This window comes from Paraburkholderia sp. (assembly GCF_036488505.1).
Lineage (GTDB): Bacteria > Pseudomonadota > Gammaproteobacteria > Burkholderiales > Burkholderiaceae > Paraburkholderia.
The window spans coordinates 1-12322 of the sequence record NZ_DASXHN010000159.1; the positions used below are offsets into that span (position 1 = coordinate 1).

Sequence of the window (12322 nt, forward strand, 5' to 3'; positions counted from 1 at the left end):
GTGCGCGCGTTGTCTGCGGTCTGGCGGACCATCGCCGTCATCTGCTCCATGCTCGACGCCGTTTCCTGCAACGACGCCGCCTGGCTCTCGGTGCGCGCCGACAGGTCGGCATTGCCGTTGGCGATCTCGTTCGCGCCGCACGCTACGTTGTCGGACGCATGCTTGATCTGGCAGATGGTGCCCGTCAGCGCGTCGCGCATCCGCTGCATCACGTGCAGCAGGCTCGACGTGTCGCCGTCGCGCGTGCGGATCGCTACCGTCAGGTCGCCCGATGCGATCGCGTCTGCCACATTCGCCGCGTAGGCCGGATCGCCACCGACCGTGCGCGCAATGCTGCGGTTGGTCACCGTGACGAGCGTCACGAGCACCGCTGACACGGCCAGGAAGATCGCGCCGATCAGCCACAGCGACGCCATGAAGGCAGCGTCGATGTCGTCGACATAGGCGCCGGTCGCGATGATCCAGTCCCACGGCGCATAGCGCACCACATAGCCGATCTTGCCGACCGCCTGGGTCGACGCTGCGCCCGAATGCGGGAAAACGTAGTCGACGAAGCCGCCGCCCGGCGCCTGTGCGGTTGACGCGAACGTCACGTAATGGTGACGGCCGTCGGCATCGGCGCTGCCCGCGAGATCCTTGCCTTCGAGTGCCGGTTTGATCGGATGCATCACCATCTGCGGCTTCGAATTGATCACGAGGAAGTAGCCGTCTTCGCCGTAGCGGACGCCGCGCAGGCGTGCGAGTGCTTGCTTGCGGGCCTCCGCCTCCGGCAGCGCGCCGCTTTGCGCCAGCGCCGCATACTCCGTCACGATGCTGAGTCCGACGTGCGCGATGTTCGTGAGGTCGTGCTTACGTTCTTCGATGCGCGTCTCGCGCGACTGCCACGCCGCCGATACGGATACTGCGAGCAACGCGACGAGGCTGATGATCAACGGCAGCCAAAGCTTCTGCGCAAAACTGAGCTTGTGCATCCCGAGTCCTTGTGCAAACGCATGGAAACCGCGCGGGGCTGCCGTGCGAAGTGGCATGTGTATGGACGCGCCGGATGGCGCCGGCGGACTGTCCGGCGGCCATCCAAGTGGTTCCCGCTCGAGTTATCGGCGGATACGAGCGAAAGTTTCGTCCCGTGAAACCCTCGGTTACCACCGTGGCAAGGCGATCGGAGGGCACTTGTGCGCCCGTTCCCATCGGGCGTCATCAGGCACTAGCCGGCCAGTTACCGCCGTTCGCCGTCGCCGCTACACGGTCATTCGAGCGGCTGCTCCGTCTCAAGCAGCGGACCTTCGCGAGCCGGAGAGTGTTGGGCTTGTGATTGACCGGACCCGCTATCCAGGCCGTCACAGAACTCGCTGCTGAGTAGCTACAGGCCGCTTTCCCATAACATTGCCAGTCCACGGTTCGCCGTCGTGCCCCAACGTTTCCTGGAGGAAGGCGATAAAACTCGCCAGCTTCGGTGGCATGTGCGCATCGGGCAGATGCACCACATGGATCGGCCAGGTCTGCGTCGGCCAGTCGGGAAAAAGACGAACGAGCCGACCCGCATCCAGATCTTCCTGCAGCATTACCTGAGGTTGAAAAATCACCCCCAGTCCGGCGAGCGCGGCTTCGCGAAGCGCGAGGCCACCATTGACATCGAGACAGCCACGCACCGCGATGCGCTCCACGCCATTGCTGTCGGGACGTGGGAAATGCCATTCACGTTCGGGTCCGTTCGCCACCAGAAAAGCCAGGCAGTTGTGCCGCACCAGATCGGCCGGCACCTGCGGCTGCCCGTGGCGCGCCAGATAGGCCGGTGATGCGCAGGCGATACGCGGCGAATGGGCTAACGGCCGGGCAATCAAGCCCGAGTCCGGCAGTACGCCGGCGCGGATGGCCGCGTCGAAACCTTCTTCCGCCAGATCGACGAAGCGATCGCTAAGGGACAGCTCAATCTGGACTTCGGGGTACCGATCGAGGTAGCCCGCAAGCGCCGGTACGAGGACACGTGTGCCATAGATAACCGGGCAACTCACCTTCACTCGACCACGCGGGCTGCTCTGCATCTCGCGCGCATCCAGTTCGGCGGAGTCCACTAGCGCCAGGATTTCGAGGCATCGCACGTGATAGCGCTTGCCGAGTTCGGTCAGGCTCTGGCGTCGGGTGGTGCGATTCAGCAGCCGGCCTTTGAGGCGTCGCTCCAACTCACGAATATGGTTGCCAACCATTGTGGGCGTCATACCGCTGCCTTCGGCCGCGGCAGTAAAGCTGCCGCGTTCGACCACGCGTGCAAATATCGCCATGCTGCTGAATCGATCCATTCGCAATCTCTATTAAGGAGTGTTCGAAGAGATACTGGGTTTATCAAGTCTGGCTAAAGAATAATACTCGGGTCATGGCTTCACTCACAGTCCACAACGAGGACTCACCATGACTATTGCGAGCACGAACCTTCAGCATCAACACGTCGTCCTGCTGGGCGGCACCTCGGGCATCGGTCTTGCCACGGCCCGTGCCGCGCTGGCAGCCGGCGCCTCCGTGAGCGTTGTTTCATCGCGCCGTGAGCGAGTCGCTGAAGCCGTCGCGAGACTCGGCGATCGGGTCAAGGGATACACGGTCGATCTGAGTAACGATTCCGCCGTGCGCGCGCTGTTCGGGCAAGTCGGCGCTTTCGACCATCTGGTCTACAGCGCGGGGGATTCGTTGCGAACCGGGGCGCTCGCCAACATGGACATCGCTACGGTCCGTCAGTCTTTCGAAGTGCGAGTCTTCGGCGCCATTGCCGCCGTCAAACATGCGGCGCCGTATCTCCGTCCCGGTGGCTCCGTGGTGCTAACCAGCGGTATTGCGAGCTTGCGGCCCCAAAAGGGTTGGGCGGCGCTGGCCAGCGTCTGCAGCGCGATGGAAGGTCTCACACGGGCACTCGCGGTGGAGTTGGCGCCCATTCGCGTCAACCTTGTGAGCCCTGGTTTGGTGCGCACGCCGCTGTGGGATAACTTGTCGGATTTCGAGCGCGAAGCGCTCTACTCCGCGAGTGGCGCGGCCTTGCCAGTCGGTCGTGTCGGCGAGGCAGACGACCTCGCGCAGACGTACGTCTATTTGATGACCAATCGCTATGCTACGGGACAGACCATGATTGTGGACGGCGGTGGCGTGCTGGTCTGATTAGCAACGAGCTCGAAGAAAGCGACGGCCGCTACGCGCTGCAAGCCGCCGAAGATGTCACGCTTCGTCGAACGACGCCAGCGGGGTCGACGGCTGTCCGACGGCGGCGCTTTGTGGCCGGTCCAAGGCGACCGCGCTGCTGCAGAGCCGCATCTGTTGCGAGGTTCCGCTTGCGCGCTTATCGGCTGGCCGGGTGCACTTCACTCACGCTACAGGTCATACAACCGACAACCATTCGAGCTTGCGTTCGGCTTTCGTCACGCGGATTTGGTTGCTGGTTTGGGGTTTACACCGACGACGTACCACGGGCAGGATCGTATGATGACAGACGTCATGAACGTGCCTGCGGGTGCAGTCTCTATCAGTCGGTTCAGAACTATGCGAATCCGTCGTATCGAAGTCATCCGGGCTGCCTTGCCATTCGACGCGGGGCGTCGGCAAGCTCCGCAAGCATCGCAACCGAGCGCAAACACACGCGACGCCGGCGACGCGTACAACGCGGCTTCGCGAACGCTGCACAAAATGGAGACGCTGCTCGTCAAGGTCGTCGCCGACGACGGCTCCATCGGGTGGGGCGAAGCCTTCGGGCATCTCTGCAATCCTGTGACGTTCGCGGCATTGGCCGGGCCGGTCGGCCGCTTTTTCATTGGAACGGAAGTCAGCGCGGATCCCGCGCGCTTCACCGGTCGCGTGGAAGCGGCGCATCAGGCGTTTCATGCGTTCGGCCGAACCGGGCCGATGCTTTACGCGCTATCCGCCATCGACATCGCCTTGTGGGATCTATGCGCGCAAGCGGCGAACCGTCCGCTGCATCGCTTGCTGGGCGCAAAGCGCGATTCGGTCGATGTCTACGCAAGCCTCGTCTGCTACGACAACGATCCGGACGAAGTGGCCTTCCAGGTGCAGCGAACGCATCGCGCGGGCTTTCGCGCAATGAAACTGCACGAAACGCAGCGCGCTGCCATCGAGGCCGCGCGCGCCGCGCTTCCTGACGACGTCGCGCTGATGGTGGACGTTAACTGCCCATGGTCGGCGGAAGAAGCGCAGCGACAAGTGAGCGCGCTGAAGGACGTCGGCCTCGGCTGGATCGAAGAACCGGTGTGGCCGCCCGACGACGCGGCGGCGCTCGCGCAAGTGCGTCGCGCCGGCGTGCGCATTTCCGCGGGCGAGAACGCGTCGGGCGTGGCCGGCTTCCGGCAGTACTTCGGGCAGCGGGCGATCGACATCGCACAGCCGAGCGTGACGAAAATCGGCGGCATCAGCGGCATGCTCGACGTGATCCGGCTCGCGGCCGAGCACGACGTGCGCGTCGTTCCGCATTGCTTCTACTATGGCGCCGGGCTTCTCGCGACGGCGCACATCGTGGCGACCTTGCCCGACGATGTCGCGCTCGAAGTGCCGTGGCTCCAATGGCCGACGCGCCTGTATCCGCAGCACGACTTCGGCCCGACGTTCGATCTTCCGGACGCCCCGGGGCTCGGCTTCCAGCCGGATCTCGACGTGCTGCATCGACATGCCGTCGATACCGCCACGGTGGTATCGAATTCCTGAGTCACACAAAAACAGTAGGAGGAGAGCTATGCAAGTCCGCTACCGTTGGGTAGTCGCGGCGCTGTTGTTTTTCGCCGGGATGTTGAACTATCTCGATAGAGCCGCGCTGTCGATCGTCGCACCGATCGTCAAGACGGAGCTTCACATCAACGATGCGCAGCTAGGCATCCTTTTCAGCAGTTTCTTTATCGGCTACTGCGTGTTTTGCTTTATCGGCGGATGGGCGGCGGACAAGTACGGTCCGCGCAAGGTCTTCGCCCTCGCGGCCGGTTTCTGGTCGGTGTTCTGCGGTGCGACTGCGTTCGCCGGCAGCTTCGCGACGCTAATGGTCGCGCGCGTCGCGTTCGGCGTTGCGGAGGGTCCGATGGGTACGACCACCAACAAGGCCATCTCAAACTGGTTCCCGCGCAGCGAAGCGGGCAGAGCGGTCGGCCTGACGAACGCGGGCCAGCCTCTCGGCGCGGCGATCGCGGCACCCATCGTCGGGCTCGTCGCGTATCAGTTCGGCTGGCGGATCTCGTTCGTGGTTATCGCGGTTCTCGGCTTCGCGTGGATCGGCGTATGGTGGCGATGCTTCCGAGATCATCCGCAGGATCACCCGGCGGTTTCACCGCAGGAAGTGGCGGAGATTGTCGCCGATGGTCACACGAACGTCGCGGCAGACGGCGGCGCAGAAGTAAAGTCAGAGGGCGTAATGCGCTATCTACTGTCGCTGCCGGTTCTCGGCGTGGCGGTCGCATTCTTCGCGTTCAACTACGTGCTGTACTTCTTCCTGTCCTGGCTGCCGAGTTACTTCACCGATTATCAGCACCTCGATATCAAGCACATGAGCGTCGTGGGCGTTTTGCCGTGGCTCGGCGCGACGGCTGGCTTTGTGCTGGGCGGCATGTTGTCCGACGGTCTCTACAAGAAAACCGGCGACGTGCTGTTCGCGCGCAAGACCGTCATCATGCTGGGACTTGGCATCGCGGCCGTCTGCGTGCTGCTCGTTTCGCGGGTCAGCTCGCTCGTGCCCGCAGTGACGCTCATCGCGATCGCAAGTCTCTTCGCCTTCATGACGCCGCAAGCGTGCTGGTCGCTCCTTCAGGACATCGTGCCGAGCGAGCGTATCGGCGCGACAGGAGGATTTGTGCATTTGCTCGCTAATCTCGCGGGCATCTTGTCGCCGAGCATCACCGGCTTCCTCATTCAGTATGGCGCAGGCTATTCGTCTGCTTTTGTCATGGCGAGCGCGCTTGGCTGCATCGGGATGATCGTCCTCGCCGTCTGCGTGCGACCCGCGAAAGTGTCGCGCTTGCGTGGCGCGCCCGTCTGAAGCCACGGCTTGAAGTTCAATTTGCTGTACCTCCGCCGTCCACAAAGAATAGCTTGCCCGCAACCACATGTTCCGGGCGTCCTCCGCGGCTTGCTGCGCTGGACGCCGTCTGGGCGAAGGCACCATGCCCGAGCTTGCGGTCTTAATCAATTACAGTCGACGGCCGTGACGCTCTGTCAACGATCGGTGCGCTGTCTTAACAAAGGTTTCTGCTGACCGCGGTTGGTCCGCCACAGATGTGACATGTCGACGAGGCGTTGCGCTACAAGTTGGCGGACTTCGCTATGGCACTGCCACGTGCCATACACCGCAAGCAACGCGGCGCCCAACGCCTTGCGGCGTTGCTTTTCGAGCAACGAGGGCCGCACAACCACCTTGAGGTTGCCGGTCTCATCTTCAAGCGTTACAAACATCACGCCCTTTGCTGTCCCGGGTTCTGCCGCAAGGGAACAAGTCCGCGGCCCCGCGCAAGCCGTCCATTCCGATAGGTGGACAAGGCGGAAGCTGGCATCAACCGCTGCTCAAGCAGCGTCGGGCGCAGCAGCGACAGCGGGTGTCGGCCAAGCTTGAGCCGGGCGAAGTTCTAGTAAAGGGACGCTCGCTGTCACGCGCAACATATCGCTCAACGACCACTTCGCCTTTGGAAGCGACCGTTGGGGCGGCACGGGTTCGATTGACCGAGTGGGGTCGGCGGCAGTCGACCTCAGGCAGTCGTTGGCGAACGAGACATTCGCTGCAATGAGCAAGAGTGAATAAGAGCCGGATCGGTTCAGCCATTCGCATTATTGCTTCCGTGGCTCTTGGCCTGCAGTGATCCGCGGGCCCGACGCGCCGGACACTCAGGCATCGAAAAGCGCTTCGTCTTTCTTGAAAGAGTCGATCAAGTGCTGCATTACCACTCGTAGCGCCGGGACCTTCCGGTCCTTCCTGCGAATGAGCAGCCACATATCTCGCGGTGGAGGCAATGGTCCCAGCGCGCATAGACTTAGTCCAGGTAGACGTCGGCCCAGATAATGGGGGAGCAAGGCCAGACCCGCGCCGTCTCGCGCCGCGATAGCTTGCAAAATGTGATTCTCGGCGCGAAGGGAAACGCGAGAGCGTGGGAAGTGCTGCGCCAGCCAGCTTGTGCCCGGCATGTCGGCGCTTTCCTCGTTGAAACTAACAAAGACGGGCGGCTCTCCGCGTTCGACTCGTTCGCACTGCGCTGTTGCGCCATAAAAACCGAACGCCATGCTACCAAGTGACTTGGCGATCAGGTCTGCGTCGACGAGCCGGCCGACACGCACCGCGATATCTGCTTTGTGACGGTCGAGGCTGACCGAACGAAGGTTCGTCGCAAGATCGATGTCGATACCGGGATAGGACTCGGTGAGCTGGGTGAGGCGCGCGAGTATGAAGCCCTGAGACAGCGCGGGCGGTGCATTGATACGCACCAGACCTCGAAGGTTGCCGTCGCCGTCGCTCGGCCCGGCATGATTCATTGTCTGCGCCGCAGATTCCATTTCTGCTGCAACCTGCAATGCATTCTTTCCTGCAGGTGTCAGTGCATATCCCTCGGGCCTGCGCTCGACCAATTTCTGACCCACGCTCTCCTCAAGAGACTGAACACGGCGGGCGACCGTCGCATGATTAACGCGCAGTGCGCGTGCCGTAGCAGACAGGCTCCCATAACGTCCCAGCGCCAGAAAAATCCGCATGTCCTGCCAGTCGAGTTCTGTGCGTTTTTTATCAGTCATTGCGCAAGGATAGCGACTCCCCGTTCACGAAGTCCAGCGATAACCTGCTGTCCATACCACGAGATGCCCGGGGGCATCGAGGGTTCAGTCAACGGCCAGGAGAAATGTCATGAGTCAGAAAAAGGTAGTCATTGTCACCGGCGCATCGCAGGGAATGGGTGAGGGCATCGTCAAGGGTTTTCGCGCCCGTGGCTATGGCGTTGTCGCCACGTCGCGCTCGATTCAGCCCTCAGACGATCCGGACCTTGTGACCGTCGCGGGTGACATCGGTGACCCGGAGACGGGCAAGCGTGTGGTCGCGGCAGCCCTGGACAGGTTTGGCTGCATTGACACGCTAGTGAACAACGCAGGCATCTTTATCGGCAAGGCATTCACCGAATACACAGAAGAAGATTATCGGCTCAAGCTAAGGACTAACCTCGACGGTTTTTTCTTTATCACCCAGCAGGTCATTCCAGTGATGTTGAAGCAGGGCAGCGGACATGTCGTCCAGATCACGGCCTCGACGGCGGAATTTGCCAGCTCGCGTTCTCCCGCTTTCATCGCGATGCTGACCAAGGGCGGGATGAACTCCGCCACCAAGAGCATGGCGATCGAGTACGCCACGCGCGGCATCCGCGTGAACGCAGTGGCTCCAGGCGTCATCCGCACGCCCATGCACGATCCGGACATGGTGGAGAAGCTGGCCGCCTTCCATCCCATGAATAAGCTTGGTGAGATCGAGGATATCGTTCGAGCAGTGCTCTACCTCGAGGACGCCGCCTTCTCGACCGGTGAAATCCTTCACGTCGATGGCGGACTTATCGCCGGTCGTTGACCTGCATAGGAGGCGTGCAACGAGCGCCTCCCTTCTTTCCGGAGAACCGTATGCCGATCGTAAACATTCTGGTGACCCGTGAGGCACCAGTCCTGGCGCAGAGTGCACGACCCGCGAGCAGAAAGCCGCAGTGTACAAAGGTATCGCCGACCTGCTCTTTACCGTAATGGGCAAGCCGCATGAAGATACAACTGTTGTTTTCCACGAACACGAGATCGATGACATCGGACAGGGCGGGCTGCTGCTGTCCGACTACCGCAATCAGCGCGCTCGGGATCGTCGCGTGGACCCCTGACCTCGATTAGGCGTGTCGGCAAGCGCCTCTGCCTCGGGTTGTCGGCAAGGCACCGCATCGACCCATACCGGCGGACCCAGCCGCCCGCTTGCCGGGCCGCGTCCGTCGGTCCAACAGGTGAGGAAAACGTTCGAAAGCGGCTACCTGCGATCGCGTGTACTGGACTGCTGCTGGCCTACTCCGACTCTGTCCTTCTCCGCGCCGTCGCCGGCTTTCGCCATCGGAAGTGACATCGAACAATCGACCGTGATACATCCAGAAGCGGTCTTTCGACTTGTGTCAAGTGAGCGACAGCAATGCGTCGGGTCGCGTCAGTCCGCTCTTCAAATTCATTGCCGGAAAGCGGCCAGTGGAATTCCGCCTCCCGGAAGCGGCCAGTCGGCAGTGTGTACTCCCGCCCCGTTGCGGACCTTCATCCCGATACTACAAACCATCGTCAATACGGAGATTAAAGGCAGACATCGGCAGCTGCATGGATCATCACGCGGCGCCGTAGGAATCCCCGTCCGTTAGGGCGGGGAGGACGTCAAAATAGACATGGTAGGACTCGTACCAGGTCTGCTTCATCTGGCGCGTGGCTGGCACGTTGCGAATGGTGCGGGTCTCAGTCCGGATCAGCCAGACAGCTTGACTACGGGGATTACATGCTCTCAGGCACAGGTACCCGCAGTTCCTTCTTTATTCTGGTCAACTCGGGACCACTGAGATCGAGCGTGGCATGTTGATACGCGGTTTCGCGTATGTCGTCGAGGAACGTGAAATAGGCATTGCCGTCGAAACCGATGTTATGCATGAACTCGAACTTGGGTTTGTATTCCCACTCGGCCCACTCAGCGTTGTACTGCTTGTATTTGTACTGGTTGTTCAGTTCTATCGCTATCCCGCGCACCACGTCCTCGATCCGCACCCGGGTGATTTCCTCGATGAGGGATTTCTTGTAGCCAAGGTAGTCGGCTTCACCGCCGTGATTGAGGCCGATCAGCCGCTGGCTGATGTCTTTCTGGGCGCCGCCGCTCAATTCCCGTGCTACTTTGACCCGCTGTATCAGGCTCAGGCCACCTTGCAAAAGCTCGCACGACTTGCAGGTGCGCCGGTCCCCCTGGGTTGCCGCGCCGTCGTAGGATGAACGCGTGGTGCCCTGGGATACCGCCAGCAGTGAGTTCTTGAGTTCGGTGACGCCAAGGATCTGCTCTTCGAAAGCGGGAATCTTCCGGCCTGCGATATATCCAATGTGGTTCAGCCATCGATTGAAGATCTCGTCGAACACGCCGCGCCAGATGGATGCCGAGACGACGTCGTGGGCGTTTGTGCGCGCTGCATGCTCATCGGTATTGGGCTTCCCGCAGGCAGGGCAGACCAGTGGCTTGTTTTGTTTCGAAATGTCGGTTTCTGTAATGGTGCCGACCTCGATGCCGTCCAGGAGAACCGACCAGCGCACGCAGGTTTTATCGGCCGTCAGGGGAACGATATCGATCTGCACCCCGTTGTTCGCCGCCTGCTGCTGCAGTGCCGCCCGAATCACATCGAGGTTGCGGCCGCTGGTGACGCTCCTGACGCTTTTAAAGGCCTTGTAGACCTTCTCGTTCAAAGCGATCTTGGGCGACGTGATTTGAAATTCTGCTGACATGAGCTTCCTTAAAGATGGAATGTGGATTACCCTCACCGCAAGCGTCACAAGACTACCGCCAAGTAGATTTACCGTCCCGTTTGGCCCGTCAACGGCCGAGCCTATACCTCAACTTCGGTTTTAGCGTGGTCATAGTAACGCAGCCCGCCATAACATTCAGATTTCCCGGACCACTGAGCTGTTGCTACAACAGGCAGTGAAAGGCGAAGCTCACACAATGCAGTTTTGAAATCTGCTATCTCAGCCGCTCGAGGCGGCACGCTTCCATGCCAAAGCGAATGCCATTTATCGCCAAGATAGACAGAGAAGCATTTAGAACCATCAAACATACCCTGGAATTCCTGACCACGCCGGAAGCAAAACGTGGCCAGCTCTAACTCGACAACGTCTTCGTTGCACTTCGGATGGGATTCAGGTATTACCCATTCAAATGCATCGAAGCCACCTCCGTCGTCTTGGAAGTAGCACCAGCGGCAAAGACGTAAATCTTCAATCGTGATTTCTTCGATTCGTTTAGGTGCTTGCATTAGAAATACCTGTTAGTTCTGACAGTCAGCTACTGGGCCGGGTTGAGGCAGTGCCACCGGCAATTTGCTCGCCGGAAACCAGCCATTGAGCGGGTGCGGACGAGACCTTTGCTTGTGTGAAAACGCACGCCGACCGGCTGAACTGAAGTAACGCATTCACGTTGGGTGGACACATGAAGCGATTCGTCGAAGGCCACGACCGTAAGCAGGCTGTTCTGCTTCCCGAGTATCTTGAGGACTATGTTTCCGACGACAATCCAGTGCGCGTAGTTGACGTCTGTGTCGATGAGCTTGATCTTCGTGGTCTCGGCTTTGACGGAACCGCTCCCGCAGCGACCGGACGACCTTCGAATCATCTGTCTGCGCTTCTGAAGATTTATATTCACGGCTATCTGAATCGTATTCAGTCGAGTATCTCTGCCCAGCCCAGCAGCGGCTCAACCTCAGGCGCGTAATGGCAATCCTCGGCACTGGGGAGATGATGCAAATGATACGGGCCTGAGGTTAGATTTACAGCAGGGCGGCCGCGCTTGCACGTGTTACGGCGCGTGGGCGATTCGTCCTCTCACTCAGAGATCAACGGAATCGACAGCTGTTAGACCGGTTCAACGAGGTCAGTCGACGTCTGTCGTCGACCGCATGAAATCGTCGATGCGTCCGCGTAACGTTTTTACACGACCTGGACCGAAAGGGGACTCCCGGCGCGTCGACGCATCTGCGGCTCTTCGCAAAGTAAAGCGGACGTTCGTTGCGAGTAGATTACAGCCGGGTCAACGGCCGTAGCGAACGCTCTCCGTTCGCACGCCGTCCAGCTCCACGGCATGAGCCAGCGAGCCGAATGGCGGGTCGACGTGAGAACATCCAACACTGGAATATCAACCCGTTAGCGATCGAACCGCCAGTCGCGTCGCGCCTGCCCAGTAGCGTAGCCAGGTCTCTGGCGCGTCCCCTCGCAAAAAGATCTGGTCGCTCCCGCATAGAGAACGGCCGTTGTCTATTGCGCGGTCAGTGCTACATCCCGATGCTCGTTCCTCCGCTCGTGCTTGTGCCAGCACTCGCACCCGAGCCCGCATTCGTGCCAGAGCTCGACGTCGTGTTCAAATCAATTCTTCCGTAGACGCCATTGGCTTCGTCATTCGGCCCCGCCGTCAGGAACAGCGTATTGGAAGGCTGATTGTTGAGGTCGTTACCGAACGCGATGCCCCACATGCCATGTTCGACGATCGGACTGCCGTTCGGTCCATCGAGCGGCCCCATCGACTGGCCGCTCGATGCATTGAACGCGTTGATCGTGCCGTCGCCGAAATTGCCGA

At 60.7% G+C, this 12322-nt stretch carries 10 protein-coding genes and 3 pseudogenes; 6 read left to right on the forward strand and 7 right to left on the reverse strand.

The genetic code is table 11. From position 1 onward, the window contains the following. The coding region (locus tag VGH68_RS09320; RefSeq protein ID WP_331603302.1) for a cache domain-containing protein at positions 1–971 on the reverse strand (971 nt) is incomplete at its 3' end. 366 nt (positions 972–1337) lie between these two features. After that, entirely contained in the window at positions 1338–2297 is a 960-nt protein-coding gene (locus VGH68_RS09325) for a LysR family transcriptional regulator (protein ID WP_331603303.1), read from the reverse strand. Positions 2298–2406: 109 nt separating this feature from the next. On the opposite strand from VGH68_RS09325, the gene VGH68_RS09330 reads away from it, so the two are divergent. The 3 genes from VGH68_RS09330 (at position 2407) to VGH68_RS09340 (ending at position 6007) form a co-directional block, all read left to right on the forward strand. Further along, complete coding sequence (locus tag VGH68_RS09330) at positions 2407–3141, forward strand: SDR family oxidoreductase (RefSeq protein ID WP_331603304.1); 735 nt, start codon at positions 2407–2409, stop codon at positions 3139–3141. Between the two features lie 378 nt (positions 3142–3519). After that, on the forward strand, positions 3520–4692 hold the full coding sequence (locus VGH68_RS09335; RefSeq protein ID WP_331603305.1) for a mandelate racemase/muconate lactonizing enzyme family protein: 1173 nt from the start codon (positions 3520–3522) through the stop codon (positions 4690–4692). 28 nt (positions 4693–4720) lie between these two features. After that, on the forward strand, positions 4721–6007 hold the full coding sequence (locus tag VGH68_RS09340; protein ID WP_331603306.1) for an MFS transporter: 1287 nt from the start codon (positions 4721–4723) through the stop codon (positions 6005–6007). Positions 6008–6203: 196 nt separating this feature from the next. Here VGH68_RS09340 and VGH68_RS09345 read toward each other — a convergent pair. Together VGH68_RS09345 and VGH68_RS09350 are read right to left on the reverse strand one after the other, a co-directional pair. Next, positions 6204–6578, reverse strand: a pseudogene (locus tag VGH68_RS09345) (OB-fold nucleic acid binding domain-containing protein); the annotation flags it as partial. Positions 6579–6846: 268 nt separating this feature from the next. Beyond that, positions 6847–7743: a LysR family transcriptional regulator gene (locus tag VGH68_RS09350; RefSeq protein WP_331603307.1), complete on the reverse strand. Its 897-nt coding sequence runs from the start codon at positions 7741–7743 to the stop codon at positions 6847–6849. Between the two features lie 109 nt (positions 7744–7852). Here VGH68_RS09350 and VGH68_RS09355 point away from each other — a divergent pair, with 109 nt between their 5' ends. Together VGH68_RS09355 and VGH68_RS09360 are read left to right on the forward strand one after the other, a co-directional pair. Next, positions 7853–8560 carry an SDR family NAD(P)-dependent oxidoreductase gene (locus VGH68_RS09355; RefSeq protein WP_331603308.1) on the forward strand — a complete coding sequence of 236 codons (708 nt, stop codon included), beginning with the start codon at positions 7853–7855 and terminating at the stop codon, positions 8558–8560. Between the two features lie 130 nt (positions 8561–8690). Continuing rightward, positions 8691–8855, forward strand: a complete 165-nt coding sequence (locus VGH68_RS09360; protein ID WP_331603309.1) for a tautomerase family protein — start codon at positions 8691–8693, stop codon at positions 8853–8855. Positions 8856–9495: 640 nt separating this feature from the next. Here the strand turns inward: VGH68_RS09360 and VGH68_RS09365 are convergent. Continuing rightward, positions 9496–10482 carry a hypothetical protein gene (locus VGH68_RS09365; protein ID WP_331603311.1) on the reverse strand — a complete coding sequence of 329 codons (987 nt, stop codon included), beginning with the start codon at positions 10480–10482 and terminating at the stop codon, positions 9496–9498. Between the two features lie 101 nt (positions 10483–10583). Beyond that, positions 10584–11009: a hypothetical protein gene (locus VGH68_RS09370; RefSeq protein WP_331603312.1), complete on the reverse strand. Its 426-nt coding sequence runs from the start codon at positions 11007–11009 to the stop codon at positions 10584–10586. Positions 11010–11182: 173 nt separating this feature from the next. Between VGH68_RS09370 and VGH68_RS09375 the strand changes: the two are divergent. Beyond that, positions 11183–11422, forward strand: a pseudogene (locus tag VGH68_RS09375) (IS5/IS1182 family transposase); the annotation flags it as partial. Positions 11423–12020: 598 nt separating this feature from the next. Here the strand turns inward: VGH68_RS09375 and VGH68_RS09380 are convergent. After that, positions 12021–12322, reverse strand: a pseudogene (locus VGH68_RS09380) (TIGR03118 family protein); the annotation flags it as partial.